This window comes from Streptomyces sp. NPDC059874 (assembly GCF_042731135.1).
Taxonomy (GTDB): domain Bacteria; phylum Actinomycetota; class Actinomycetes; order Streptomycetales; family Streptomycetaceae; genus Streptomyces.
The window spans coordinates 1-24,466 of record NZ_JBHWJY010000086.1; the positions used below are offsets into that span (position 1 = coordinate 1).

At 70.9% G+C, this 24,466-nt stretch carries 25 protein-coding genes and 1 riboswitch; of the genes, 11 read left to right on the plus strand and 14 right to left on the minus strand.

Features of this window, described 5'->3' with window-relative positions; genetic code table 11:
- Nucleotides 1-216: 216 nt before the first annotated feature.
- On the minus strand, nt 217-633 hold the full coding sequence (locus ACFV9H_RS33980) for a Fur family transcriptional regulator (protein WP_385406043.1): 417 nt from the start codon (nt 631-633) through the stop codon (nt 217-219).
- A 137-nt stretch (nt 634-770) separates the two neighbouring features.
- Between ACFV9H_RS33980 and ACFV9H_RS33985 the strand changes: the two genes are divergently transcribed.
- The gene (locus ACFV9H_RS33985; protein ID WP_385406046.1) at nt 771-2,240 is read left to right on the plus strand and encodes a catalase; all 1,470 of its coding nucleotides are present in this window, start codon (nt 771-773) and stop codon (nt 2,238-2,240) included.
- A 72-nt stretch (nt 2,241-2,312) separates the two neighbouring features.
- On the opposite strand, the gene ACFV9H_RS33990 is transcribed toward ACFV9H_RS33985, so the two are convergent.
- Both ACFV9H_RS33990 and hisN read right to left on the minus strand, forming a co-directional pair.
- On the minus strand, nt 2,313-2,705 hold the full coding sequence (locus ACFV9H_RS33990) for a cyclic nucleotide-binding/CBS domain-containing protein (protein ID WP_385406048.1): 393 nt from the start codon (nt 2,703-2,705) through the stop codon (nt 2,313-2,315).
- A 161-nt stretch (nt 2,706-2,866) separates the two neighbouring features.
- Nucleotides 2,867-3,679 (minus strand): histidinol-phosphatase, encoded by an 813-nt coding sequence (gene hisN, locus ACFV9H_RS33995; protein ID WP_385406051.1) that lies wholly within the window; start codon nt 3,677-3,679, stop codon nt 2,867-2,869.
- Between the two features lie 124 nt (nt 3,680-3,803).
- On the opposite strand from hisN, the gene ACFV9H_RS34000 reads away from it, so the two are divergent.
- Nucleotides 3,804-4,355, plus strand: coding sequence for a TetR/AcrR family transcriptional regulator (locus tag ACFV9H_RS34000; protein ID WP_385406054.1), 552 nt, complete (start codon nt 3,804-3,806; stop codon nt 4,353-4,355).
- Here ACFV9H_RS34000 and ACFV9H_RS34005 read toward each other — a convergent pair.
- The 4 genes from ACFV9H_RS34005 to ACFV9H_RS34020 all read right to left on the minus strand — a co-directional run bounded on the left by ACFV9H_RS34005 (nt 4,309) and on the right by ACFV9H_RS34020 (nt 7,883).
- Complete coding sequence (locus tag ACFV9H_RS34005) at nt 4,309-4,632, minus strand: DMT family transporter (protein ID WP_385406056.1); 324 nt, start codon at nt 4,630-4,632, stop codon at nt 4,309-4,311. The two genes, ACFV9H_RS34000 and ACFV9H_RS34005, sit on opposite strands and share 47 nt — an antisense overlap.
- Nucleotides 4,633-4,745: 113 nt before the next feature.
- Nucleotides 4,746-5,756 carry a ribosome small subunit-dependent GTPase A gene (gene rsgA, locus ACFV9H_RS34010; protein WP_385406059.1) on the minus strand — a complete coding sequence of 337 codons (1,011 nt, stop codon included), beginning with the start codon at nt 5,754-5,756 and terminating at the stop codon, nt 4,746-4,748.
- Nucleotides 5,757-5,764: 8 nt separating this feature from the next.
- Nucleotides 5,765-7,105, minus strand: coding sequence for a 3-phosphoshikimate 1-carboxyvinyltransferase (gene aroA, locus ACFV9H_RS34015; RefSeq protein ID WP_385406062.1), 1,341 nt, complete (start codon nt 7,103-7,105; stop codon nt 5,765-5,767).
- Nucleotides 7,106-7,169: 64 nt separating this feature from the next.
- Nucleotides 7,170-7,883, minus strand: a complete 714-nt coding sequence (locus ACFV9H_RS34020) for a M50 family metallopeptidase (protein WP_385406065.1) — start codon at nt 7,881-7,883, stop codon at nt 7,170-7,172.
- A 53-nt stretch (nt 7,884-7,936) separates the two neighbouring features.
- Between ACFV9H_RS34020 and ACFV9H_RS34025 the strand changes: the two genes are divergently transcribed.
- The 8 genes from ACFV9H_RS34025 to def all read left to right on the plus strand — a co-directional run bounded on the left by ACFV9H_RS34025 (nt 7,937) and on the right by def (nt 15,447).
- Nucleotides 7,937-8,755, plus strand: coding sequence for an SOS response-associated peptidase (locus ACFV9H_RS34025; protein WP_385406068.1), 819 nt, complete (start codon nt 7,937-7,939; stop codon nt 8,753-8,755).
- A 19-nt stretch (nt 8,756-8,774) separates the two neighbouring features.
- Nucleotides 8,775-9,413 (plus strand): alpha/beta family hydrolase, encoded by a 639-nt coding sequence (locus ACFV9H_RS34030; protein ID WP_385406070.1) that lies wholly within the window; start codon nt 8,775-8,777, stop codon nt 9,411-9,413.
- Nucleotides 9,414-9,680: 267 nt separating this feature from the next.
- The gene (locus ACFV9H_RS34035; RefSeq protein WP_030709911.1) at nt 9,681-10,325 is read left to right on the plus strand and encodes a sigma-70 family RNA polymerase sigma factor; all 645 of its coding nucleotides are present in this window, start codon (nt 9,681-9,683) and stop codon (nt 10,323-10,325) included.
- Entirely contained in the window at nt 10,322-10,627 is a 306-nt protein-coding gene (rsrA, locus tag ACFV9H_RS34040) for a mycothiol system anti-sigma-R factor (protein ID WP_385406073.1), read from the plus strand. Before ACFV9H_RS34035 ends, rsrA begins: the two co-directional genes overlap by 4 nt.
- A 213-nt stretch (nt 10,628-10,840) precedes the next feature.
- Entirely contained in the window at nt 10,841-12,331 is a 1,491-nt protein-coding gene (locus tag ACFV9H_RS34045) for an HD-GYP domain-containing protein (protein ID WP_385406076.1), read from the plus strand.
- Nucleotides 12,328-13,602: an HD-GYP domain-containing protein gene (locus ACFV9H_RS34050; RefSeq protein WP_385406079.1), complete on the plus strand. Its 1,275-nt coding sequence runs from the start codon at nt 12,328-12,330 to the stop codon at nt 13,600-13,602. The genes ACFV9H_RS34045 and ACFV9H_RS34050 overlap by 4 nt, the downstream gene beginning before the upstream one ends.
- A 130-nt stretch (nt 13,603-13,732) precedes the next feature.
- Entirely contained in the window at nt 13,733-14,728 is a 996-nt protein-coding gene (locus ACFV9H_RS34055) for a tetratricopeptide repeat protein (protein ID WP_385406082.1), read from the plus strand.
- A gap of 83 nt (nt 14,729-14,811) precedes the next feature.
- Entirely contained in the window at nt 14,812-15,447 is a 636-nt protein-coding gene (def, locus tag ACFV9H_RS34060; protein WP_385406085.1) for a peptide deformylase, read from the plus strand.
- Nucleotides 15,448-15,541: 94 nt separating this feature from the next.
- On the opposite strand, the gene ACFV9H_RS34065 is transcribed toward def, so the two are convergent.
- On the minus strand, nt 15,542-16,513 hold the full coding sequence (locus ACFV9H_RS34065) for a helix-turn-helix domain-containing protein (RefSeq protein WP_385406087.1): 972 nt from the start codon (nt 16,511-16,513) through the stop codon (nt 15,542-15,544).
- Nucleotides 16,514-16,594: 81 nt separating this feature from the next.
- Here ACFV9H_RS34065 and ACFV9H_RS34070 point away from each other — a divergent pair, with 81 nt between their 5' ends.
- Nucleotides 16,595-16,828 carry a hypothetical protein gene (locus ACFV9H_RS34070; protein ID WP_385406089.1) on the plus strand — a complete coding sequence of 78 codons (234 nt, stop codon included), beginning with the start codon at nt 16,595-16,597 and terminating at the stop codon, nt 16,826-16,828.
- Here the strand turns inward: ACFV9H_RS34070 and ACFV9H_RS34075 are convergent.
- The 6 genes from ACFV9H_RS34075 to ACFV9H_RS34100 all read right to left on the minus strand — a co-directional run bounded on the left by ACFV9H_RS34075 (nt 16,783) and on the right by ACFV9H_RS34100 (nt 24,394).
- Nucleotides 16,783-17,802 (minus strand): ribonucleotide-diphosphate reductase subunit beta, encoded by a 1,020-nt coding sequence (locus ACFV9H_RS34075; protein ID WP_385406091.1) that lies wholly within the window; start codon nt 17,800-17,802, stop codon nt 16,783-16,785. The genes ACFV9H_RS34070 and ACFV9H_RS34075 overlap by 46 nt on opposite strands.
- Nucleotides 17,802-20,180 (minus strand): ribonucleoside-diphosphate reductase subunit alpha, encoded by a 2,379-nt coding sequence (locus ACFV9H_RS34080; protein ID WP_385406094.1) that lies wholly within the window; start codon nt 20,178-20,180, stop codon nt 17,802-17,804. Before ACFV9H_RS34080 ends, ACFV9H_RS34075 begins: the two co-directional genes overlap by 1 nt.
- Before the next feature lie 140 nt (nt 20,181-20,320).
- A riboswitch (cobalamin riboswitch) is annotated at nt 20,321-20,430 on the minus strand.
- A 44-nt stretch (nt 20,431-20,474) separates the two neighbouring features.
- Nucleotides 20,475-20,969, minus strand: coding sequence for a GNAT family N-acetyltransferase (locus ACFV9H_RS34085; protein WP_385406097.1), 495 nt, complete (start codon nt 20,967-20,969; stop codon nt 20,475-20,477).
- Between the two features lie 111 nt (nt 20,970-21,080).
- Nucleotides 21,081-21,275: a CstA-like transporter-associated (seleno)protein gene (locus tag ACFV9H_RS34090; protein ID WP_385406100.1), complete on the minus strand. Its 195-nt coding sequence runs from the start codon at nt 21,273-21,275 to the stop codon at nt 21,081-21,083.
- Complete coding sequence (locus ACFV9H_RS34095) at nt 21,272-23,509, minus strand: carbon starvation CstA family protein (protein ID WP_385406102.1); 2,238 nt, start codon at nt 23,507-23,509, stop codon at nt 21,272-21,274. Before ACFV9H_RS34095 ends, ACFV9H_RS34090 begins: the two co-directional genes overlap by 4 nt.
- A gap of 120 nt (nt 23,510-23,629) precedes the next feature.
- The gene (locus tag ACFV9H_RS34100) at nt 23,630-24,394 is read right to left on the minus strand and encodes a GntR family transcriptional regulator (protein WP_385406127.1); all 765 of its coding nucleotides are present in this window, start codon (nt 24,392-24,394) and stop codon (nt 23,630-23,632) included.
- Between the last annotated feature and the right edge of the window lie 72 nt (nt 24,395-24,466).

Consider the following 24,466-nt stretch of genomic DNA (forward strand, 5'->3'; position numbering starts at 1 on the left):
TTTTTTTACTTCACGGGGGTGGACCTCCTGGTTTGCTGGGGGGCAAAAAACCCCAGGGGTCGTTGTTAAAAATCCGGCCCCCGATATTTACTACTCCCGCCCGGTACCCTTTGTTCCGGGCCCTTCAGTCGTTTCCGGTCGAAATGGCGCAGCGAAAAAGGCGCAGCGAAAAGGGGAGGGGCGGGAGCGTCGGCTCCCGCCCCTCCCCTTCGTGCGTCAGGCGCCGGCGCAGTTCGGGCAGATGCCGCGGTACGTCACCTCGACCGCCGACACGACGAAGCCGAAGCGCTCCGTTTCGGGAAGGTCGGAGAGGGGGTTGCCTGCCGGGTGGACGTCGCGGATCGCGCCGCACTGGGCGCAGACCAGGTGCTGGTGCGGCCGGTGGGCGTTCGGGTCGTACCGCTTGGCGCGGCGGTCCGTGGAGACTTCCAGGACTTCGCCGAGGGAGACCAGCTCGCCGAGGGTGTTGTACACGGTCGCGCGGGAGATCTCGGGCAGTTTGGACACGGCGCGCGCGTGCACCTCGTCGGCCGTCAGGTGCACGTGGTCACCATCGAGCACCTCGGCCACGACACGCCGCTGCGCCGTCATGCGCCAGCCGCGTCCGCGAAGTCGTTCCAGCAGGTCACTCATGGAAGCCAGCCTAACAGCGAGGGGATTCCGTGTAACTCCCGAACCGTTGCGGACTTGGATCCTTGCTTGACTTAGACAATGTCAAACATAGGATCGAGTACGAAGAAGGCCAAGGGCAGGGCTTGCGGGAATCGGGAATGACGCAGGAGGCGCACGTGACGCAGGGACCGCTCACCACGGAGGCCGGGGCTCCGGTCGCCGACAACCAGAACAGCGAGACCGCCGGAGTCGGCGGCCCGGTACTGGTCCAGGACCAGCTCCTGCTGGAGAAGCTCGCGCACTTCAACCGCGAGCGCATCCCGGAGCGCGTGGTGCACGCCCGCGGCGCCGGCGCGTACGGCACCTTCACGCTGACCCGCGACGTCTCGCAGTGGACCCGCGCGAAGTTCCTCTCGGAGGTCGGCAAGCAGACCGAGACCTTCCTGCGCTTCTCCACCGTCGCCGGCAACCTCGGCTCCGCCGACGCGGTGCGCGACCCCCGCGGCTGGGCGCTGAAGTTCTACACCGAAGAGGGCAACTACGACCTCGTCGGCAACAACACCCCGGTGTTCTTCATCAAGGACGCCATCAAGTTCCCCGACTTCATCCACACCCAGAAGCGCGACCCGTACACGGGCTCGCAGGAGGCGGACAACGTCTGGGACTTCTGGGGTCTGTCGCCCGAGTCCACCCATCAGGTGACCTGGCTGTTCGGTGACCGCGGCATCCCGGCGTCCTACCGCCACATGAACGGCTACGGCTCGCACACGTTCCAGTGGAACAACGAGGCCGGCGAGGTCTTCTGGGTCAAGTACCACTTCAAGACCGACCAGGGCATCAAGAACCTCACCCAGGCCGAGGCCAACCGGCTCGCCGGCGAGGACCCGGACTCCCACCAGCGCGACCTGCGCGAGTCCATCGAGCGCGGCGACTTCCCGACCTGGACCGTGCAGGTCCAGATCATGCCCGCGGCCGACGCGGCGACCTACCGCTTCAACCCGTTCGACCTCACCAAGGTGTGGCCGCACGAGGACTACCCGCCGATCGAGATCGGCAAGCTGGAGCTCAACCGCAACCCGGAGAACGTCTTCGCCGAGGTCGAGCAGTCGATCTTCTCCCCGGCGCACTTCGTCCCCGGTATCGGTCCGTCCCCCGACAAGATGCTCCAGGGCCGTCTCTTCGGTTACGGCGACGCCCACCGCTACCGCGTCGGCATCAACGCCGACCACCTGCCGGTGAACCGTCCGCACGCCACCGAGGCGCGCACCAACTCCCGCGACGGCCACCTGTACGACGGCCGCCACAAGGGCGCGAAGAACTACGAGCCGAACAGCTTCGGCGGCCCGCACCAGACGGACCGCCCGCTGTGGCAGCCCATCGGCGCGACCGGTGGCACGGGCAACCACGCCGCCGCCGTCCACGGCGAGGACGACGACTTCGTCCAGGCGGGCAACCTGTACCGCCTGTACTCGCAGGACGAGAAGGCCCGTCTGATCGAGAACCTGTCCGGCTTCATCGCCAAGGTCTCGCGGGACGACATCGTCGAGCGCGCGATCGACAACTTCCGCCAGGCGGACGGTGACTTCGGCAAGCGGCTCGAAGCCGCGGTCCAGGCCCTCCGCGGCTGACGGGATCGCTTGTCGTGGCAAGGCGCCGGGCCGGAACCCCCCTTCGGAGGGTTCCGGCCCGGCGTCGTCGCGCTAGGCGGAAACCGTGCGCCGCGCCGGCGTCCAGCACCGGATGACGTCACGTACGGACACGATGCCCACCGGGCCGCCGTGCTCCAGGACGATCAGATGCCGGAAGCCGCCGTGGGCCATTGCCTCGGCGGCCTCCTGCAAGGTGGCTTCCGGAGTGCAGAACACCACGTTGTTGGTGGTGTGCGCGCCCACGGTCTCCCGGTCGGGATCGTGGCCCGCGCCGATCGAGTTGAGGATGTCGCGCTCGGTCAGGATGCCGATTCCGCTGTGGTCGGGGTCGAGGACGACGGCCGCGCCGACGCGCCGGCCGGACATCAGGCAGGCCGCCTGTCGGAGGGTGTGGGCGGGTCCGAGGGTGAGGATCACGGTGCTCATGGCGTCACGGACGAGCATGAAGAGAGCCACCTCCTGAGGAGAATCCCACCGCCTTGGGGGGTGCCCTGGGAACTCGACCCGAGACTTGAGAAGAGATTCACAAAAGCACAAGCGGGGGGATCCTCAGATTCCCACGGGTACGCGGGGCCATCAAGGGGGCGCGCTCGGTATCGGGAGCGTCAGGGGCGCGGGCGCAACAGGCCCAGCATCTCCTCGTGGAGCAGTCCGTTCGACGCCGCCGCGTTCCCGCCGTGCACGCCGTCCACCCCGTCCAGGCTGGTGAAGCGGCCGCCGGCCTCCTCGACCACCACCGCGATGGCGGCCATGTCCCACAGGTTCAACTCCGGCTCGGCGCACAGGTCCAGCGAGCCCTCCGCGACCATCATGTACGGCCAGAAGTCGCCGTAGCCGCGCGTACGCCAGCACGCCCGGGTCAGGTCCAGGAAGCCGGCGAGCCGGCCCTGCTCCTCCCAACCGCTCAGCGAGGAGTACGCGAACGAGGCGTCGCCGAGCCCGGCCACCTTCGACACGCCGATCTTCGTGAGCGCGGCGGTCTCGCCGAGCGCGCCGCCCGCGTAGGCGCCGCCGCCCTTCGAGGCCCACCAGCGGCGGCCCAGCGCCGGCGCGGACACCACGCCGACCACCGGGCGGAACACCCCGTCGGCGCCCTCTTCCATCAGGGAGATCAGGGTCGCCCAGACGGGCACCCCGCGCACGTAGTTCTTCGTACCGTCGATGGGGTCCACGACCCAGCGGCGCGGGCCGCTGCCCTTGAGCCCGTACTCCTCGCCCAGGATCGCGTCCTCGGGCCGCGCGGCCTCGATGCCGGCCCGGACGACCTCCTCGGCGGCCTTGTCGGCCTCGCTCACCGGAGTCATGTCCGGCTTCGTCTCGACCACCAGGTCGAGGGCGCGGAAGCGCTCCATGGTGGTGGCGTCCGCCTTGTCGGCGAGTTCGAGGGCAAGGCGCAGGTCATCGTCATACTCGGGCATGCCCGAACAGTATCGAGACTGCCGCGGCCCGACCAACGACGTCCACAGTGCGGCGGGGAGGCGCCCTTGACAGGATCTGTCGACCCGTCAACTCTGGCCGTGAAGCCAAACGGGGGAGGCGACGATGCCGGCAGCCCGGGAGTCCCTGCTGGAGGCGGCGGGAGCGGCGCTCGCGGCGCGCCCCTGGCCGGACGTGCGGATGGTGGACGTCGCGGCCTCGGCCGGGGTGTCCCGGCAGACCCTCTACAACGAGTTCGGCGGCAAAGGGGGCCTGGGCAGGGCCCTGATCCGGCGCGACGGCGAACGGTACCTCGACGGGGTGGAGCGGGCCCTGGGCACGCCGGGGCGGACCGGCGAGCGGCTCGCCGCGGTGGCGGAGTGGACCTTGCGGGCGGCCAGGTCGTACCCCCTGGTACGGGCGCTGCTGACCGGGTTCTGGGGCCCGGACCTGCCCTCACCGGGACGTGCGCCCGGGCCCGGTCAAATGGCCCGGGCGGTACGCGACCGGGCGGCGGCCGCGCTGATGCCCGCGGAGGACGTCCAGCGGTGCGAGCTCGCGGTGCGGCTCGCGCTCTCCTACGTGGTTGCCCCGGGGGAGGAACCGGGGGCGGTCGAGCTGCTCAGGCTGCTCAGTGCGCCGAGCCGGAGAGCTGCAGCCCGATCACCCCGAGGATGACCAGGGTGATCGAGACGAGCTTGAGGGTGGAGACCAGGTCGCCGAGGAAGATCATGCCGTAGATGGCGGTCCCGGCCGCGCCGATGCCCGTCCACACCGCGTACGCCGGCCCCACGTCCAGCTTCTTGAGCGCGAGGGTGAGCAGGCCGAAGCTGCCGAGTGCGAAGCAGGCGAAGGCGATCGTCGGCCACAGCCGGGTGAACCCGTGGGACAGCTTGAGGCAGACCGCGAAACCGGTCTCCAGGATTCCGGCGACCACGACCAGCAGCCACGCCATGGCGAATGCCTCCCCGCGTCACGTGACTTCCTGTCACTTGGTGCGATTATGCATTTACCAGACACGGGCCGGGCCAAACCCCACCGGACGTTCAGGAGACGATCAGAAGCGGATCAGTCGCCCTCGCGACGCTCCCGCGTCTCCAGCAGCCGCCGCAGCGAATACAGCCGCGCCGGGTCCGCGTGGCCGTCCTCCACCCACTTGTCGAGCGCGCAGTCCTGCTCGTCGTGGCTGCACGCGCGCGGGCACCCCTCCGTACCCGGAACCAGGTCCGGGAAGGCCAGGATCACGCGGGACGGGTCCACGTGGTGCAGGCCGAAGGAGCGCACGCCGGGCGTGTCGATGACCCAGCCGTCACCGGCGGGCAGCGGCAGCGCGAGCGCGGAGGTGGTGGTGTGCCGGCCGCGGCCGGTCACCGCGTTGACGTGACCGGTGGCGCGCTGACGGCCCTCCGCGACCAGCGAGTTGACCAGCGTGGTCTTGCCGACGCCCGAGTGCCCGACGAAGGCGGTGATCCGGCCGGCGAGGCGCTCGCGGACCCGGTCGGCGGCGTCGCCCGTCGCGAGTTCCTCGCGGTTGGTGACGACGTAGTTCACGCCCAGCGTCGAGTAGATCTCCAGGATCTTGTCCGCCGAGGTCAGGTCGGACTTGGTGAGCACCAACAGCGGCTCCAGACCGGCGTCGTACGCCGCCACCAGGCAGCGGTCGATCATCCGGGGCCGCGGCTCCGGATCGGCCAGGGCCGTGACGATGGCCAACTGGTCGGCGTTGGCGACGACCACCCGCTCGTACGGGTCGTCGTCGTCCGCGGTGCGGCGCAGGACGGACTTGCGCTCCTCGATCCGCACGATGCGGGCGAGGGTGTCCTTCTTGCCGGACAGGTCACCGACGATCCAGACCCGGTCCCCGACCACCGCCGCCTTGCGGCCCAGCTCCCTGGACTTCATGGCGGTGATCGTGCGGTCCTCGACCAGGCAGGTCAGCCGCCCGCGGTCGACGGTGAGGACGAAGCCCTCGGAGGCGTCCTCGTGCTTGGGCCGGATGCTGGTCCGCGGCCGGTTGCCCTTGGGGTTGGGCCGCTGACGGATGTCGTCCTCGTCGGTGTGCTTGCCGTACCTGCGCATGACGGGCCCTACGCTCCCGCTCCCGAAAGCATTTCTGTCCACATCTTGGGGAAGTCCGGCAGGGTCTTCGCGGTCGTCGCCACGTTCTCGATCTGCACGCCCGCCACCGCCAGGCCGATCACCGCGCCCGCGGTGGCCATCCGGTGGTCGTCGTACGTGTGGAACACGCCGCCGTGCAGCGGGCGCGGGCGGATGTGCAGGCCGTCCGCGGTCTCGGTGACGTCGCCGCCGAGCGCGTTGATCTCCTTGGTCAGCGCGGCCAGCCGGTCCGTCTCGTGCAGCCGCAGGTGCGCGACCCCGCGCAGGACCGACTCCGAGTCGGCCAGCGCGGCGACCGCCGCGATGCCCGGGGTGAGCTCGCCGACCTCGCTCAGGTCCACGTCGATGCCGTGGATCTTGCCGCTGCCGGTGAAGACGAGGCCCTCGTCGGTCAGCTCGCACGAGCCGCCCATCTCCGTGAAGATGCGGCGCAGCTCGTCGCCGGGCTGCGTGGTGCGGCGCGGCCAGTCGGGGATGGTGACCGTGCCGCCGGTGATCAGGGCCGCGGCCATGAACGGCTGGGCGTTGGACAGGTCCGGCTCCACGACCATGTCGCGGCCCAGCAGTGCGCCGGGGGAGACCCGCCACACGTCCTTCTCGCCGCCGGCCTCGGGGGTGTCGACCTGGGCGCCCGCCGCGCGCAGCATCTCCACGGTCATCCGGATGTGCGGCATCGACGGCAGGTTGCCGCCCACGTGGCGCACCTCGACGCCCTGGTTGAAGCGCGGGGCGGAGAGCAGCAGCGCCGAGACGAACTGCGAGGAGTTGGAGGCGTCGATCTCGACCGTGCCGCCCTCCAGGGCCCCGCCGCCCTGGACGGTCATGGGCAGCGCGCCCCGGCCGTCGTCGTCGATCCGGGCGCCGAGCGTGCGCAGCGCGGTGATGACCTGGCCGAGCGGACGCTCGTAGGAGCGCGGGTCACCGTCGAAGCGGATGTCGCCGTCGGCGAGGGTCGCCACGGGCGGCAGGAAGCGCATGACCGTGCCCGCGTTGCCGACGTCCACGGTCGTCGGGCCGTGCAGGGCCGCCGGGATGATCCGCCAGGCCTCGCCGCTCTCACCGTTGCCCGCGGAGCTGGAGGAGACCGTCTCCTCGATGCCCACGCCCATCGCGCGCAGCGCGTCCGACATCAGCTGGGAGTCGCGCGAGCGCAGCGGGCGGCGCACCCAGCCCGGCTCGGCGGCCAGCGCGGCCAGGACCAGGGCACGGTTGGTGACCGATTTGGAGCCCGGCACCGTGACAGTGGCGTGGACGGCCGCTTCGGCGAGCGGAGCGGGCCAGAGGGTGGGGTGTTCGGGGGTCTCGGTCATGGCCCCCACTTTAGTGGCTCCGTACGCCCCCGGATCTTGATCACCGTCGTACGGCCGGACAGTCTCAGAGGTCGAGAAGCCAGCGCCCGCCGCCGATCAGCGAACACAGCGCGACCACGTGGAAGAAGAGCAGCCACACCACCGGATGAAGGTGCGTGAGCCGACCCAGCTGGTCCGCGTCCGAATCGGGCGCCCCACCACGGCGGCGCTTGGACCCCAGCTCGAACACCGGCCGGACCCCGCCCAGCAGCAGGAACCACACCACCGCGTACGCGAAGACGGACTGCACCTCCGCCGAGGCCAGCCAGGACACCAGCACGAACGTCCCGCCGGCCAGCACCACCGTCAGCGCCCCGTACGCGTTCCGGATCTTCACCAGCATCGCCGCCAACAGGGCGGTCGCCACCCACAGCAGCAGCGTGATCCGGTGCGCGGACAGCAGCAGCGCCCCGCCGAGCCCGAGCAGCGAGGGCGCCGTGTACCCGGCCGCGGCCGTCAGGATCATCCCGACGCCGGTCGGCTTGCCCCAGCTGAGCGTCACCCCGCTGGTGTCGGAGTGCAGCCGTATCCCGTCGAGGCGGCGCCGGGTCAGCAGGGCCAGCAGGCCGTGCCCGCCCTCGTGGGCGATGGTCACCGCGTTGCGCGACACCCGCCACACCGGGCCGTACCCCACGACGGCCAGTGCGACCAGGCCGGTCGCGATGACCAGCCACTGCTCGGGCGGCGTCTGTATACCCGTGAGCCGGTCCCACAGGCCGGCCATCGTGCTGCTGTCCATGAAGTGGCGGACTCCTTGTGGTCGTGTTCTTGGGACATGGCAGTGTGGCAGGCATGTGCGGAAGGTATGCAGCTGGTCGTGGGCCCGAGGAACTGGTGGAGGCCTTCGGCATCGAGCGGTGGGAACCGACGGAGACCCTGGCCCCCGACTGGAACGTGGCGCCGACGAAAGAGGTCCACGTGGTCCTCGACCGTCCTCTGAAAGACGCACCCGACCGCGGTCCGGTTCGCCAGCTGCGCGTCCTGAAATGGGGGCTGGTCCCTTCCTGGGCGCAGAACCCGGACGGCGCCGCCCGGATGATCAACGCCCGCTCCGAGACGCTCGCCGAGAAGCCCTCCTTCCGCCGCCCCTTCGCCCAGCGCCGCTGCATCGTCCCCGCCGACGGCTACTACGAGTGGGTCACCGCCCACGACGAGCGGCAGCTGGAGGTGGAGGGCAAGAAGAAGCGGGCCCGCAAGCAGCCCTACTTCGTCCTCCCCGCCGACGGCTCCGTCTTCGCCATGGCCGGGATATACGAGTTCTGGCGCGACCGGACCCTGCCCGACCAGCACCCCCGGGCCTGGTGGGCCACCTGCTCGGTGATCACCACCGAAGCCGAGACCACGCCACTGGCCGTGGCGCCGGCCGAGGGACCCCGCTCGCTCTCCGACATCCACCCGCGGATGCCCCTCATGCTCACCGCGGACCGCTGGGATGCCTGGCTGGACCCCGCGAACACCGACACCGAGGGCTCACTGCGCGACCTCCTCGCGCCCCCGCCGGGCGGCCTGATGCGGGCCTACCCGGTGTCCACCGCCGCGAGCAACGTACGCAACAACGGGCCCGAGCTGCTCACGGAACTGGCCGCGCCGGAAGAAGCCACCCTCTTCTGACCGGGGCAGGATGGGCTCCATGAGCACCCGTACCGAGAGCGTCGACACCCCGGCGGGCGAGGCCCGCGTCACCTGGCACACCGCACCGAAGGCGAAGCTCGTGCTCGCCGTCGGTCACGGCGCGGGCGGCGGCATCGAAGCCCGCGACCTGCGGGCGCTGGCGGCCGCCCTGCCCGCCCGCGGCATCACCGTGGCGCTGGTGGAACAGCCCTGGCGGGTCGCCGGGAAGAAGGTCGCCGCCGCGCCCAAGGTGCTGGACGAGGGCTGGCGCGGGCTGTGGCCGGTCCTCGCGAAGCCCGGCCTGCCGGTGGTCGCGGGCGGCCGCAGCGCCGGGGCCCGGGTGGCCTGCCGCACCGCCGCCGAACTGGGCGCGGCCGGGGTGCTGGCGCTGGCGTTCCCGCTGCACCCGCCGGGCCGGCCCGAGAAGTCCCGCGCCGAGGAGCTCACCGGGGCCGGACGGCCCACCCTCGTGGTCCAGGGCGGCCGGGACCCCTTCGGGCGCCCCGAGGAATTCCCCGCGGGCGATCACGCGCTGGTGGAGGTCCCGTACGCGGACCACGGATTCGCCGTGCCGAAGAAGGCCGACCTCACCCAGGACGAGGTTCTCCAGGTGATCACCGAGGCCGTCTCGGAATGGCTCTCGGCGCTCCCCGTCTGAATCCCGCACGAAGTCCGTCACCTTCCCGGGAATGTGTTGCCCGGCCCTTCTGTTGTGCCGGATGTCGGTACGTACGGGAAATCGTCGGAGGAGAGGGAGCGCATGACCCAGGTCATCAGCCAGAGCCGGACGCATGACGTTGACCTGGACTGGACGGTTCTGCCGGCGCCCAAGCGCAGCACGCTTCGGGCGGCGGAGGGCCGGGAAGGTCGACTATTCTCCGATTCGAGCGGATCCGCTTTCGGAGCCGCCACGCAGTCGGAGGAGGTGGGTCCTGTCGCTGGGACCGACGAAGGCCACGCGGAGGAGACGACCCCGGAGCGCAACGCGCGCTTCGAGCGGGACGCCCTCGGCTACCTCGACCAGATGTACTCGGCCGCGCTGCGCATGACGCGCAACCCGGCCGACGCCGAGGACCTGGTCCAGGAGACGTACGCGAAGGCATACGCGTCCTTCCACCAGTTCCGCGAGGGCACCAACCTGAAGGCCTGGCTGTACCGCATTCTGACCAACACGTTCATCAACTCCTACCGCAAGAAGCAGCGCGAGCCCCAGCGCAGCGCCGCGGAGGAGATCGAGGACTGGCAGCTCGCGCGCGCCGAGTCGCACATGTCGACCGGCTTGCGTTCCGCCGAATCGCAGGCGCTCGACCACTTGCCCGATTCGGATGTGAAGGAAGCGCTCCAGGCCATTCCGGAGGAGTTCCGCATCGCGGTCTACCTTGCCGACGTAGAGGGCTTTGCGTACAAGGAGATCGCCGACATCATGGGTACACCCATCGGTACGGTCATGTCGCGACTGCACCGTGGCCGCCGTCAACTCCGCGGAATGCTGGAGGACTATGCCCGTGAGCGCGGGCTGGTGCCCGCCGGCGCGGGAGAGTCGAACGACCGGAAAGGCTCGGGCTCATGAGTTGCGGAGAGCCGCACGAGACGGACTGCTCTGAGGTCCTGGACCACCTTTATGAGTTCCTCGACCACGAGATGCCCGACAGTGACTGCACGAAGTTCGAGACACACTTCGGCGAGTGCAACCCCTGTCTGGAGAAGTACGGCCTGGAGCAGGCCGTGAAGAAGCTGGTCAAGCGCTGCTGCGGGTCGGACGACGTGCCGACCGACCTGCGCTCGAAGGTGATGGGCCGGATCGAGCTGATCAGATCGGGCCAGGCCGTGCCCGACCACGACGTCACGGCAGAGAATCCGGTCACAGGCTGACTCGGCGGTCAGCCGTTTGAACTGCCGCCCCCGGCGTTTGAACAGCCGCCCCCGGAAGGGCACTTCGTTCACCCGAACGTGCTAATCCGGGGGCGCCCGCTTGGCGCAATCCGAAAATGTGGCCCACCTCGCTCGGGGCCCCACTTATTCTCCCCATTCGGTACTGGTTTGATTCGGTACCTGGCTTGCACGGCACAGGGGGAGGAGAGCGCCATGCGGGTACTTCCGCCGGGGGCGCGGGCATACATCCTGTGCGCCGTCCTCGGAGCCGTCGCGTGCGTCGCTCCGGCCTTCACGGACCCGGGCACGCCCTGGGCCGCCCTGGGCACGCTCGCCGTGCTCTACCTCGGCTGCGAACTCGTCAAGGTCTGCCCGTTGCCGGCCGGCCGGGTCCCCGAGGGCATCGGGGCCTTCTTCCCGGTGCTGCTGGCCGCCGTCTTCCTGCTCCCGCCCGCCGCCGCCGCGCTCGTGGCACTGCCCGGCGGGCTCGCGGGGACCGTGGTCCAGCGGCCCGCCTGGGTACGGCGCGTCTGGCACGGCGCGCAGCACTCGATGGCGGCCTGGGCCGCCGGGCAGACCTACGGGCTGCTGCGCGGCCCGGCCGCCCTGGGCGGCGGATCCGCCGGAGGCTCCGGGCCGCCTCAATGGGTGGCCGACTTCCCGTACGTACTGCTTCCCGCGGCGGCCGCGGCCACCGCCTTCTGCCTCGTGCTCACCGCCCTCGACGGGGGCATCCTGGCCGCCGCCGAACGCCGGCCCGCCATGACGGCCTGGCGCGGCCTGCTCACCCGGTCCCTCGCTCCGCACTGCGTCCACGGCCTCGCCGGACTGATGATGGCCGTCATGTGGCGCAGCCCCTACGGGCTTCCGGCCGCACTGCTCGTGCTGCTGCCGATGTACATCTCCTGCTGGGTCTTCGCCCAGTACCACCGCGAGCGCGCCGCCCATCGGGCCACCATCCGCGCCCTCGTCCAGGCCGTGGACATCAAGGACCGCTACACCCGCGGCCACAGCGAGCGGGTCGGCCAGGCCTCGGCGATGATCGCCCGCGAGCTGGGCATGGCCGAGGACCGCCTCGAAGTCGTCCGCATCGCCGGGATCCTGCACGACGTCGGCAAACTCGGCGTCCCGACCCGGCTGCTGCGCAAAGACGGGCCGCTCACCCCGGAAGAGCGTCGGATCATCGAACTGCACCCCGAGTACGGGCACGAGATGGTGCGCGGCATCGGCTTCCTCGGCGAGGCCCGGGCCGCGATCCTGCACCACCACGAACGGGTCGACGGCTCGGGCTACCCGTACGGGCTGACCGGCGAGCAGATCCCGGTGCTGGCCCGGGTGGTGGCGGTGGCCGACGCCTTCGACGCGATGACCTCCACCCGCTCCTACAGCCGGGGCCGGCCGGTGGCGACCGCCCTCGCCGAGCTGGAGCGGTGCGCCGGGGCCCAGTTCGACCCGGCGATGGTCCACGCCCTGACCGAAGCCATCGGCCGGCACGGCTGGCATCCCGTGGTCACCTCCGACGAGGACCTCCAGGTGATCCCGAGCGGTACCGGCGCCACGGCCGGTACCGGCGGCGGCGCCGACGCGGCGGGCGCACCGAGCGCGCCGGGGCCCCTGGCCGCCCTCCCCGCACAGGGTGCCGTGCCGCCCTCCGGCGGCGTCGGGGTGACCGGGGACGCCGCCCGGGCCAAGGGGGCCCAGTGAGGACGTGGGCCGTGTGGGGGGTCCGGGGAGCCGCCGGCGCGCTCACCGTCGCCGCACTGGGACACACCCTGTGGAACGGGCTCGTCGAGCCCGGCATCGCCCTGGCCTTCGGCATCCTCATCACCATCGGCGAGCTCGCCCGCCGGGACCGGCACACGGGCCACCAGGACGAGGGCGTCGACCGCCGGCCCGCGCCCCTCGCCTCCGCCGGGGCCCTCGCGTACGCCCTGCTCGGCCAGAACGCCGGGCAGCCCACCCACCACGGGGTGCTCCAGATCGTCGCCGTCGTCGTCGCGGCCGCACTCGCCGGAAGCGTCCCGCACATCGCCCGCGGTCGCGGCCCCGCCCTCGACCACCTGTCCCGCCGGGTCCTCGCCGTCACCTTCGCCGCCGTCTGTTTCCAGCCGCTCTACAACTCCGGCCGCCTCGGTGAGTGGGTCGGCCAGGGCCCGTACCTCGTCCTCTTCCTGCTCTGCCTCCTCGGCCTCACCGCCCTGTGCGACGCCGTGATCGCCGCCGCGCTCGCCGGGGCCCGGACCGGCTGGCCGTACGGGCCCCTGCTGCGCGACGAGCTCCGGGCCCAGCTCGGCATCGGCTCGGCGATCTGCGCCACCGGCGTCGTGATGGCGCTCGGCGCGGCCGTCGCCGGCCTGTGGGCCATCCCCGTCTTCAGCGTGCCCCTGCTGCTGACGCAGATGTCCTTCCACCGGATCACCGCGATCCGCACCACCTACCGCCAGACCATCACCTCCCTGGCCCGCGCCACCGAGATCGCCGGCTACACCGCGCCCGGCCACGCCCGCCGGGTGGCCGCCCTGAGCTGCGCCGTCGGCCGGGAGCTGGGCCTGTCGGAGCGGGAGCTCACGGTGCTGGAGTACGCCGCCCTGATGCACGACATCGGGCAGCTCTCCCTCGTGGACCCGGTCCCGGCCGGGGCCACCGCCGAGCTGCCCGCCGCCGAGGCCCGCCGCATCGCCGCGCTGGGCGGGGAGGTCGCCCGGCAGACCGGGGTGCCCGCCGAGGTCGCCGTGGTGGTGGAGCGGCAGGCGGACCCTTACCGTGACCAGCCCGTCGCCGCTCGCATCGTGCGCGCGGTGAACGCGTACGACGACCTGGTGGGCGGGAGCCGTCACCCGGCCGGCTCACTGGCCGCCCTGGAGCACCTGCGCCTGGGCACCGGGCGCGACTACCAGCCCGAGGTCGTGGAGTGCCTGGCGAGGGTTCTGGCCAGGGGTGGGCGTGACAGAGTTGTTCCTGTCCCACCGGGGTAACCCATGGGTAATGAGCGCCCGTCCGAGTGGGCATGGTTGGATGCCAGTAAGAGTGACCGTGAGAGTGTCCGCAAGGATGCACCGTAGTCCCCCAGCCACCGCTGGGAGGTGCCCCAGGCAGGCGGGAATCGTGAGGATCTTCGGGAAGGTACGGCATAGGCCGTCCGCCTCGTGGCGGCAGGCCACCGACCGCGCGTTCACGCTGATCGGCGACGGTCGGTACGAGGACGCGGGTGCGCTCCTGACCAGGGCGGCGGACCTGGAACCCTGGCTGTCCGAGTCCTGGTTCAACCTGGCCCTGCTGCACAAGTTCCGGCACGACTGGGAGCAGGCGCGGGCCGCCGGGCTGCGCGCCGTGGCCCTTCTGGACCGTGAGACCGGCGCCCCGGACTGGTGGAACGTCGGCATCGCCGCCACCGCGCTCCAGGACTGGCCGCTGGCCCGTCGGGCCTGGCAGGCGTACGGGCTGAAGGTGCCCGGAGACCCCCACGGCGCGGGTGGCAACGGCGAACCGGTGGGCATGGAGCTCGGCAGCGCGGCCGTCCGCCTGTCGCCGGAGGGCGAGGCCGAGGTCGTCTGGGGGCGCAGGCTGGACCCGGCCCGGCTGGAGGTCCTCTCCATCCCGCTGCCCTCCTCGGGGCGGCGCTGGGGCGAGGTCGTGCTGCACGACGGGGTCCCGCACGGCGAGCGGATCACCGCGGCCGGCCCTTCGTACCCCGTCTTCGACGAGATCGAGCTGTGGGCGCCGTCGCCGGTGCCGACGTGGGTGGTGCTGCTGGAAGCGGCCGGGGAAGCGGACCGTGACGCGCTGGAGCAGCTCGCCGCGGACGCCGGCTTCGCCGCCGAGGACTGGTCCTCGTCGGTGCGGCTGCTGTGCCGGACTTGTTCGGAGAGCGAGATGCCGAGCGACGAGGGCGACGGCGAACACCTGGATCCGCACGACCACAGCGAGCCGGGGCATCCCGGCCCGCTGGGGCACCGTACGGCCGGTTCCGGCTCGCTGTGGGTGCCCGAGCGCGAATGCGGCATCGCGGCCCCGGCCGGTCTGGTGCGCGGTCTGCTCGACGGCTGGGTCGCGGACAGCCCGGACACCCGCGAGTGGCGGGATCTCGAAGAAGTCTGCTGAGCCGGGGCCGTAGGCTGTACGGGCACATCGGTGGCCATCGGCGATCATCGATGACTTGGACTTACGGAAGGCGTACGGCGGACATGTCGCAGCAGGAGAACGAGGTTGTCGAGATCGTGAACGACGGGTACGTCGTGGACACGGAGGACTGTGCCGAGCGCGAGCTCGCCCACCGTGAGCGCGGCACCGCCCGCCCGATCACCGTCGTCGGCAACCCGGTCCTGCACCGCGAGTGCAAGGACGTCACCGAGTTCGGCGACGAGCTGGCGCAGCTGATCGACGACATGTTCGCCAGCCAGAAGGCCGCCGAGGGCGTGGGCCTGGCCGCCAACCAGATCGGCGTGGACGCCAAGGTCTTCGTCTACGACTGCCCGGACGACGACGGCGTGCGCCACACCGGTGTCGTGATCAACCCGAAGCTCGTCGAGCTCCCGGCGGGCGCCCGGGTTCTGGACGACTCCAACGAGGGCTGCCTGTCGGTCCCGACCGCCTACGCCTCGCTGGCCCGCCCGGACTACGCCGAGGTCGAGGGCCAGGACGCCCAGGGCAACCCGATCAAGGTGCGCGGCACCGGCTACTTCGCGCGCTGCCTCCAGCACGAGACGGACCACCTGTACGGGTACCTGTACATCGACCGGCTCTCGAAGCGGGACCGCAAGGACGCCCTGCGGCAGATGGAAGAGGGCACCCCGCGCTACGAGACCGTCCCGAACGCCTGATCGCCGCTCGCGCCACGAGCACGCACGCCGCAGGGCCCCGCTCCGACGTCCCGGAGCGGGGCCTGCGGCATGTGCGCGTACGTGCGGAACCCGGTCAGGCGGCGGCCCGCGGGCCGCGGAACGTACGCCTGAAGGAGTTCGGGGTGGTGCCCAGCGTCCGCAGGAAATGGTGGCGCAGGGCGGCCGCGTTGCCGAAGCCGCAGCGACCCGCGATCGCGTCGACGGTCTCGTCGGTGGTCTCCAGCAGCTCCTGGGCGAGCAGGACCCGCTGGCGCAGCACCCACTGGTAGGGGGTGGTGCCGGTCTCCTGGAGGAAGCGGCGGGCGAACGTACGCGGTGACATGTGCGCGCGCTCGGCGAGCTGCTCGACGGTGATCTCGTCCTCCAGGTGGCGGGCCATCCACCCGATCACCTCGCCCACGGTGTCGCAGGCCGTGCGGGGGAGCGGCCGCTGGATGAACTGGGCCTGCCCGCCGTCCCGGTGGGGCGGTACGACCATCCGCCGCGCGATGGTGTTGGCCACCTCGGCGCCCTGCTCCTGCCGTACGACGTGCAGGCACGCGTCGATCCCGGAGGCGGTGCCGGCCGCGGTGATCACCTGGCCCTCGTCCACGTACAGCACGTCGGGGTCGACCAGGGCGCGCGGGTAGCGGCGCGTCAGGGCGGGCGCGTGCATCCAGTGCGTGGTGCAGCGGCGGCCGTCGAGCAGCCCGGCCGCACCGAGCATGAAGGCGCCGCTGCACACGCTCAGCAGCCGCGCACCCCGGTCCACGGCCCGGTTCAGGGCGGCCAGCAGGGCCTCGGGGTAGTCGCGGGTGGGCGCCTCCCGGTCGGCGGGCAGACAGATCAGGTCCGCCTCCTCCAGCCGCTCGGGCCCGTGGGGGAGCGTGAGGCTGAAGTGTCCGTCGCCGACGGGCAGCGGATTGTCCTCGACGGCGCACACGGCGAACTCGTACGTCGGCAGGCCCATCGTGCTGCGATCGATCCCGAAGACCTCGCAGAAGATGCCCAGCTCGAAGGGGGCGACGCCGTTGACCACGGCCACGGCCACGTTGTTCAGAGGCATGGCTCCAGTGTGGCAGTAATTCGTACTTCCATGACAGTCCTGCCACTGTCCGGTTTTCCGCGGTCTCGCGAGAGTGGAGTCATGAACACGCTCGTGAACTACCTCGTCGTCCTGGCCGTCGCCGCACTCCTCCTGGGGCCCTCCCTGTACGGAATCGCCCGTGAACGCGGAATCGACCGGCAGCTGCGCGAAGCAGCCGCCGGCCGATCAGAGATACGCGGGGCCCGTTCGGCCCGTTCGGGCCGTTCGGCCCGTTCGATCCGGAAGGCTCAGAAGTCCTCGTCCAGGTCGACCGTGCCCTCGACCGCGACCTGATAGGCCGACGGGCGACGCTCGAAGAAGTTCGTCAGCTCCTGGACGCCCTGCAGCTCCATGAAGGAGAACGGGTTCTGCGAGCCGTACACCGCCGGGAAGCCCAGGCGGATCAGGCGCTGGTCCGCGACGCACTCCAGGTACTCGCGCATCGACTCGGTGTTCATGCCCGGCAGGCCGTCGCCGCACAGGTCGCGGCCGAACTGCAGCTCCGCCTCCACGGCCTCCTTCAGCATGTCGGTGACCTGCTGCTGGAGTTCGTCGTCGAAGAGTTCCGGCTCCTCCTTGCGGACGGTGTCGATGACCGCGAAGGCGAAGTCCATGTGGCAGCTCTCGTCCCGGAACACCCAGTTGGTGCCGGTGGCCAGGCCGTGCAGCAGGCCGCGGGAGCGGAACCAGTACACGTACGCGAAGGCGCCGTAGAAGAACAGGCCCTCGATGCACGCGGCGAAGCAGATCAGGTTCAGCAGGAAGCGGCGGCGGTCGGCCTGCGTCTCCAGGCGGTCGATCTTCTCGACCGAGTCCATCCACTTGAAGCAGAACTGCGCCTTCTCGCGGATGGAGGGGATCTCCTCGACCGCGTCGAAGGCCGCCGCGCGGTCGTCCGGGTCCGGCAGGTAGGTGTCGAGCAGCGTCAGATAGAACTGGACGTGCACGGCCTCCTCGAACAGCTGGCGCGACAGGTACAGGCGCGCCTCCGGGGAGTTGATGTGCTTGTAGAGGGTGAGCACCAGGTTGTTCGAGACGATCGAGTCGCCCGTCGCGAAGAACGCGACCAGACGGCCGATCATGTGCTGCTCGGCCGGCGTCAGTTTCGCGAGGTCGGCGACGTCCGAGTGGAGGTCGACCTCCTCCACCGTCCAGGTGTTCTTGATCGCGTCCCGGTAGCGCTCGTAGAAGTCCGGGTAGCGCATGGGGCGGAGCGTGAGCTCGAAGCCCGGGTCCAGGAGGTTCTTGTCGGACTGGGTGGTGCTCATTACTGGCAGGCCTCGCAGGACTCGGGGTTCTCAAGGGAGCAGGCCAGAGCGTCGGCGTCGACGGCCTGCGGGAGGGTCACGGGGGTGGTGGCGGCCTGTGCGGCGCGGGCGATCTTCGTCGCCGGGCGCGAGCGCAGGTAGTACGTGGTCTTCAGGCCCTGCTTCCAGGCGTACGCGTACATCGAGCTGAGCTTGCCGATGGTGGGCGTCTCCAGGAACAGGTTCAGCGACTGGGACTGGTCGAGGAACGGCGTACGGGCCGCCGCCATGTCGATCAGGCCGCGCTGCGGGATCTCCCACGCCGTGCGGTACAGCTCGCGGACCTCGGCCGGGATCCAGCCGAAGCCCTGGACCGAACCGGAGGAGTCGCGCAGGGCCTCGCGGGTCTGGGCGTCCCACACGCCGAGCTGCTTCAGCTCCTCCACCAGGTAGCCGTTGACCTGGAGGAACTCACCGCTGAGCGTCTCGCGCTTGAAGAGGTTGGAGACCTGCGGCTCGATGCACTCGTACACGCCGGCGATCGAGGCGATCGTCGCCGTCGGGGCGATGGCGAGGAGCAGCGAGTTGCGCATGCCGGTCTTCGCGACGCGGGCGCGCAGCGCGTCCCAGCGCTCCGGCCAGTTCAGCTCGACGTCGTAGTGGTCCGGGTGCAGGACGCCGCGCGCGGTGCGGGTCTGCTCCCAGGCCGGCAGCGGGCCGCTGCGCTCGGCGAGGTCGCAGGAGGCCTCGTACGCGGCCAGCATGATGCGCTCGGAGAGCTTCGTGGACAGGGCCTTCGCCTCGGGGGAGTCGAAGGGCAGCTTCAGCTTGAAGAAGACGTCCTGGAGACCCATGGCGCCCAGGCCGACCGGCCGCCAGCGGGCGTTGGAGCGGCCCGCCTGCTCGGTCGGGTAGAAGTTGATGTCCACCACGCGGTCGAGGAAGGTGACGGCGGTGCGGACGGTCTCGTCGATCCGCTCCCAGTCGATCTCGCCGTCGACGACGAAGGCGCCGAGGTTGACGGAGCCGAGGTTGCAGACGGCCGTCTCGCCGTCGTTGGTGACCTCGATGATCTCGGTGCAGAGGTTGGAGGAGTGCACGACCGTGCCCGGCTCGGCGGTCTGGTTCGCCGTGCGGTTGGAGGCGTCCTTGAAGGTCATCCAGCCCTGGCCGGTCTGCGCGAGGGTGCGCATCATCCGGCCGTACAGGTCGCGGGCGGGCATGGTCTTGCGGGCCAGGCCGTCCGCCTCGGCCTTGCGGTAGGCGGCGTCGAACGCGTCGCCCCACAGGTCGACCAGCTCGGGCACGTCGGCCGGGGAGAACAGCGACCAGTCGGCGTCGGCGTTCACGCGGCGCATGAACTCGTCCGGCACCCAGTGGGCCAGGTTCAGGTTGTGCGTACGGCGCTGGTCCTCACCGGTGTTGTCGCGGAGCTCCAGGAACTCCTCGATGTCCGCGTGCCAGGTCTCCAGGTAGACGGCGGCGGCGCCCTTGCGGCGGCCGCCCTGGTTCACGGCGGCGACGGAGGCGTCCAGCGTCTTCAGGAACGGCACGATGCCGTTGGAGTGGCCGTTGGTGCCGCGGATCAGCGAACCGCGGGCGCGGATGCGGGAGTACGAGAGGCCGATGCCGCCCGCGTGCTTCGACAGCCGCGCGACCTGGTGGTAGCGGTCGTAGATCGAGTCGAGCTCGTCCAGCGGGGAGTCCAGCAGGTAGCAGGAGGACATCTGCGGGTGCCGGGTGCCGGAGTTGAAGAGCGTGGGGGAGGACGGCAGGTAGTCGAGGCGGCTCATCAGCCGGTAGAGGGAGGCGACTTCCTCGACGGCCGCGACCGACTCGTCCGCGGCGAGGCCGCAGGCCACGCGCAGCATGAAGTACTGCGGGGTCTCGATCACCTGGCGGGTGATGGGGTGGCGCAGCAGGTAGCGGCTGTGCAGGGTGCGCAGGCCGAAGAAGCCGAAGCGGTCGTCGGCGCCCTCGGCGAGGGTGTGTTCGACGAGCGCGTCCAGGCGGGCCGCGTGGGCGCGGACGAACTCGGCGGTGCGGTCGGCGATCAGCCCCTCGCGGTGGCCGACCTCGACGGAGCCGGAGAAGGAGGTGGAGCCCTGGCCGGCGGCCTCGTCGCGGACGGCCAGCGTCAGCAGTCGTGCGGCGAGCTTGGAGTACGCCGGGTCCTCGGAGATCAGGCCGGCGGCGGCCTCGGTGGCCAGGCCGCGCAGTTCGGCGTCGTCCGCGGCGGCGCTGCGGCCGCGCAGCGCGGCGGCGGCGACCCGGCCGGGGTCGGTGTCGGGGAGGTCCGCCGTCAGTTCGGTGAGGGTACGCAGCAGCGTGGCCCCCGGGCCCTCGGTGTTGTCGCCAGAAACGGACTCGGCGCGCGGTGCGGAAGGCGCGATGGTCACGGCGGGAGCTCTCCCTCGCTCGGCCCGGTCGACGGCGGGCGGGCGCGGGGAGGCGCATGCGGGCGTGCCAGGAACGCGTACACCGCATGGCGTCCACCGGCCCAACCGCGAGGCCCGGACGTATCGGCACCCGGTTCGGTCGACCCGGGCGCACTGTCGGCAGGTCCTCGGACTTTTCATACCGTTGCGGGACAGTTCCGGATTCGCACCGGATTCCCCTGCGGCGACAGCAGGCATGAGCATACATGTGGGGGGCCGCACTTGCGCGACCCCCCACATGTTGTGTCGGCGCGGCTACAGCTCCAGGCGGTAGGTGAGCAGTGTCAGGCCGGGAACCGGCGCCCAGTCCCGCTCCGGAGTGCGGACGAAGCCGAGCCGCTCGTAGATCCGTTGGGCGCCGGTCATGCCGCGCTGGGTCGAGAGCACCAGGTGCGTGACGCCCTCCGATTCCCGGGCGCGGGCCATGCAGGCGCGCACGAGGGCCTCGCCCGTGCCGCGTCCCCGCGCTTCCCGGGAGACGGCCAGCATCCGGAACTCCGCTTCCCCGGGCCCGGCGATGTCGGCCAGCGGACTTCCGGGCGGGGCGAAGGTCACGCCGCCGAGCAGCCCGCCCTCGTCGACGGCCACGAGCACCTCGCCGTCGGCGGCCCGGCCGGCGACATCGCGCAGCACGGCCACGTAGAACGCCTCGCCGGAACCGAGGAGCCCGTCGCCCACGTACGCCTGCGCGGTGATCTCGCCCAGCTGCTCGTACTCGGCGGGCAGCGCCGCCCTGATCACGATGTCCATGGCACCCAGTGTGCGCGAGGCCTGCGCGACGGCTGAGCGAGGGCCGTGTGGAGGCCGCGCGAAGGCCCCGCCGCGGGATGCGGCGGGGCCTCGCTCCGGAGCAGGTGGTGCTCAGCAGCAGCGGAAGCCCTCGCGGGGGTCCGCCTCGCGGGCGTCCGTGCGGGCGCGTTCGAACTCGCGCCGGGTCGGGACCGCCGCCTGCGGGTCGTGGGAGCGGGCGTGGGCGACGTACCGGTCGTAAGCCGCCTCGCCCGAGAACTCCCGTACGAAGAACCGGGCGCGGGCCAGCGCGCCGCGCAGGCTCATGACGCCGCCGGTTCCTTGACCCGTCCGCCGCCCGAGTCCAGGCCGGCCGCGGTGAGCTCGGCCCGCTCGGCCGCGGTCGGGATCAGCCCGGCCGGGGCGATGATCTTCGACTCGGTCCACGGGACCTCGGAGAGCCGTACCGACTCGGGGTTGGCGATGGCCTTGAAGCAGGTACGGGCCGCGTCGGCCAGCACGACGACGATCAGCACCGCGAACAGCGCCGACAGCACGCCGTCCACCGTGGCGTTGGTGACCACGGTGTGCATGTCGTCCATGTTCTTGGCGGGCGGCAGCACCTTGCCCGCGTCGATCCCGCCCTGGTACTTGTCGCGCTGCGCGAAGAAGCCGACCTTCACGTCGTCCGAGAAGACCTTCTGGTAGCTCGCGGTGAGCGTCACGGCCACGTCCCACGCCAGCGGGACACCCGTCACCCAGGCCCACTTGAGCCGGCCGGACTTGACCAGCAGCGTGGTGCAGACGGCCAGGGCGACGGCCGCGAGGAGCTGGTTCGCGATGCCGAACAGCGGGAAGAGCTGGTTGATGCCGCCCAGCGGGTCCTTGATGCCGACCCACAGGAAGTAGCCCCAGCCGCCGACGACGACGGCGCTCGCCAGCCACACGCCCGGCTTCCAGCTGACGTCCTTGAAGGACTTGTGCACGTTGCCCAGGGTGTCCTGGAGCATGAACCGTCCGACGCGGGTGCCCGCGTCGAGCGTGGTGAGGATGAACAGCGCCTCGAACATGATGGCGAAGTGGTACCAGAAGGCCTTCATTCCGGCCCCGCCGAACACGGACGAGAAGATCTCCGACATTCCGAGTGCGAAGGTCGGCGCGCCGCCCGTACGGGACAGCAGGGTGGCTTCCTCCACGTCCGTCGCGGCCTTCGCGAGGGCTTCCGGGCTGATGGCGAAACCGAAGTTCGTCACCGCTTGCGAGGCGGTCTGGACGGTGGTGCCGACGACGCCGCCGGGGGAGTTCACCGCGAAGAACAGGCCCGGCTCGATGATGGAGGCCGCGATGATCGCCATGACGGCGACGAAGGACTCGGTGAGCATCGAGCCGTAGCCGATGACCCGGACCTGGGTCTCCTTCTGGATCATCTTCGGGGTGGTGCCCGAGGACACCAGCGAATGGAAGCCGGACAGGGCCCCGCACGCGATGGTGATGAAGACGAACGGGAACATCGACCCGGCGAAGACCGGGCCGTCGCCGCGCGCGGCGAAGTCGGTGACCGCGGGCATCTTAAGCGTCGGCATGGCGATGACCACGCCCAGCGCGAGCAGCGCGATGGTGCCGATCTTCATGAAGGTGGAGAGGTAGTCGCGGGGCGCGAGCAGCATCCACACCGGCAGCACCGACGCGACGAAGCCGTACGCGACCATCCAGACGACCAGTGTCTCCTTCTCCAGCGTGAAGGTGCCCGCGAAGGAGGACTCGGCGACCCAGCCGCCCGCGACGATCGCGATCAGCAGCAGCACCACGCCGATGACGGAGACCTCGGTGACCCGGCCCGGCCGCAGCACGCGCAGGTAGAAGCCCATGAAGAGGGCGATCGGGATGGTCATGCCGATGGAGAACACGCCCCAGGGGGAGTGCGCCAGCGCGTTCACGATGACCAGTGCCAGCACCGCCAGCAGGATGATCATGATGGCGAACACGGCGATCAGGGCGGCGGCTCCGCCCACGGGGCCGATCTCGTCCCGGGCCATCTGGCCGAGCGAGCGGCCGTCGCGGCGGGTGGAGAAGAACAGGGTGACCATGTCCTGGACGGCGCCGGCGAAGATGACGCCCGCGACGATCCAGATGGTGCCCGGCAGGTAGCCCATCTGCGCGGCGAGCACGGGACCGACGAGCGGGCCGGCGCCGGCGACGGCGGCGAAGTGGTGGCCGAAGAGCACGCGCCGGTCGGTGGGGTGGAAGTCGACACCGTTGTCAAGGCGTTCGGCGGGGGTGGCCCGCGTCTTGTCCACCTTCAGTACGCGGTTCGCGATGAAGCGCGAGTAGAAGCGGTAGCCGATCGCGTACGAGCCGAGCGCGGCGGCGAGCAGCCAGGCGGCGGAGATCTCCTCGCCGCGGGAGAGGGCCAGTACGGCCCAGCCGAGGGCGCCGACGAGTCCGACGAGCACCCACACGGCGATGGACTTCGGAGAGGGCGAGCCCGGAGTGGTGCCCGGACCCGCCACGTCCTTTTGTGTTCCGGCCTGTTGTGTCCCTGTTGCTTCCGGTTCAGGCATGACCCTCGTCCCCTCGTCGATCATCTGCGTAAGCGCAGGGAATCTACGGGGGATTGCCCGGTGAACGTAAGACCCCGTCCGTATATCGGTATGGGGCAACTTTTTATAGGGCGCCGATCGTCAGACGGCGGGCCGCTTGAGCCTGGCGACGAACTTGTAGCGGTCGCCGCGGTACACGGACCGCACCCACTCCACCGGCTCGCCGTCGGCGTCCAGGGAGTGCCGGGAGAGCATCAGCATCGGCAGGCCGACGTCGGTGCCGAGCAGACCGGCCTCGCGCGGGGTGGCCAGCGAGGTCTCGATGGTCTCCTCGGCCTCGGCCAGGTGCACGTCGTACACCTCGGCGAGGGCCGTGTAGAGGGAGGTGTACTTGGCGAGCGAACGGCGCAGCGCGGGGAAGCGCTTGGCCGACAGGTGGGTGGTCTCGATGGCCATCGGCTCGCCGCTGGCGAGGCGCAGCCGCTCGATGCGCAGCACCCGTCCGCCCGTGTTGATCTTCAGCAGCCCGGCGAGGGTGTCGTCGGCCGTCACGTAGCCGATGTCCAGGAGCTGGGAGGTCGGTTCCAGTCCCTGTGCCCGCATGTCCTCCGTGTAGGAGGTGAGTTGCAGGGCCTGGGAGACCTTGGGCTTGGCGACGAAGGTGCCTTTGCCCTGGATCCGCTCCAGTCGTCCCTCTACGACCAGTTCCTGGAGGGCTTGTCGGACGGTGGTCCGTGAGGTGTCGAATTCGGCCGCGAGCGTGCGCTCCGGCGGGACCGGGGTGCCGGGCGGCAGTGTCTCGGTCATGTCGAGCAAGTGCCGCTTGAGTCGGTAGTACTTGGGTACACGCGCCGTGCGAGTGGCCGCCCCGCTTTCCGGCTCCGTGATCGCCCCTTCGGTGGCCATCGCCGCCCGCCTTCCCGACTCCAGTTTCGCTGCCGTCACCGGCTCCTCCGATATGTGCGGTCACATCGTGAC

Bases quoted from the DNA above. Each gene is read 5' to 3' on its own strand.
- ACFV9H_RS34025 (WP_385406068.1), top strand. From the start codon at position 7,937: ATGTGCGGAAGGTATGCAGCTGGTCGTGGGCCCGAGGAACTGGTGGAG.
- ACFV9H_RS34090 (WP_385406100.1), bottom strand. From the start codon at position 21,275: ATGAGCCTGCGCGGCGCGCTGGCCCGCGCCCGGTTCTTCGTACGGGAG.
- ACFV9H_RS34000 (WP_385406054.1), top strand. From the start codon at position 3,804: ATGCCGGCAGCCCGGGAGTCCCTGCTGGAGGCGGCGGGAGCGGCGCTC.
- rsrA (WP_385406073.1), top strand. From the start codon at position 10,322: ATGAGTTGCGGAGAGCCGCACGAGACGGACTGCTCTGAGGTCCTGGAC.
- ACFV9H_RS34030 (WP_385406070.1), top strand. From the start codon at position 8,775: ATGAGCACCCGTACCGAGAGCGTCGACACCCCGGCGGGCGAGGCCCGC.
- ACFV9H_RS34095 (WP_385406102.1), bottom strand. From the start codon at position 23,509: ATGCCTGAACCGGAAGCAACAGGGACACAACAGGCCGGAACACAAAAG.
- hisN (WP_385406051.1), bottom strand. From the start codon at position 3,679: ATGCCCGAGTATGACGATGACCTGCGCCTTGCCCTCGAACTCGCCGAC.
- ACFV9H_RS34065 (WP_385406087.1), bottom strand. From the start codon at position 16,513: ATGCCTCTGAACAACGTGGCCGTGGCCGTGGTCAACGGCGTCGCCCCC.
- ACFV9H_RS33990 (WP_385406048.1), bottom strand. From the start codon at position 2,705: ATGCTCGTCCGTGACGCCATGAGCACCGTGATCCTCACCCTCGGACCC.
- ACFV9H_RS34100 (WP_385406127.1), bottom strand. From the start codon at position 24,394: ATGGCCACCGAAGGGGCGATCACGGAGCCGGAAAGCGGGGCGGCCACT.
- ACFV9H_RS34085 (WP_385406097.1), bottom strand. From the start codon at position 20,969: ATGGACATCGTGATCAGGGCGGCGCTGCCCGCCGAGTACGAGCAGCTG.
- ACFV9H_RS33980 (WP_385406043.1), bottom strand. From the start codon at position 633: ATGAGTGACCTGCTGGAACGACTTCGCGGACGCGGCTGGCGCATGACG.
- def (WP_385406085.1), top strand. From the start codon at position 14,812: ATGTCGCAGCAGGAGAACGAGGTTGTCGAGATCGTGAACGACGGGTAC.
- ACFV9H_RS34005 (WP_385406056.1), bottom strand. From the start codon at position 4,632: ATGGCGTGGCTGCTGGTCGTGGTCGCCGGAATCCTGGAGACCGGTTTC.
- rsgA (WP_385406059.1), bottom strand. From the start codon at position 5,756: ATGCGCAGGTACGGCAAGCACACCGACGAGGACGACATCCGTCAGCGG.
- ACFV9H_RS34020 (WP_385406065.1), bottom strand. From the start codon at position 7,883: ATGGACAGCAGCACGATGGCCGGCCTGTGGGACCGGCTCACGGGTATA.
- ACFV9H_RS34070 (WP_385406089.1), top strand. From the start codon at position 16,595: ATGAACACGCTCGTGAACTACCTCGTCGTCCTGGCCGTCGCCGCACTC.
- ACFV9H_RS33985 (WP_385406046.1), top strand. From the start codon at position 771: ATGACGCAGGAGGCGCACGTGACGCAGGGACCGCTCACCACGGAGGCC.
- aroA (WP_385406062.1), bottom strand. From the start codon at position 7,105: ATGACCGAGACCCCCGAACACCCCACCCTCTGGCCCGCTCCGCTCGCC.
- ACFV9H_RS34045 (WP_385406076.1), top strand. From the start codon at position 10,841: ATGCGGGTACTTCCGCCGGGGGCGCGGGCATACATCCTGTGCGCCGTC.
- ACFV9H_RS34075 (WP_385406091.1), bottom strand. From the start codon at position 17,802: ATGAGCACCACCCAGTCCGACAAGAACCTCCTGGACCCGGGCTTCGAG.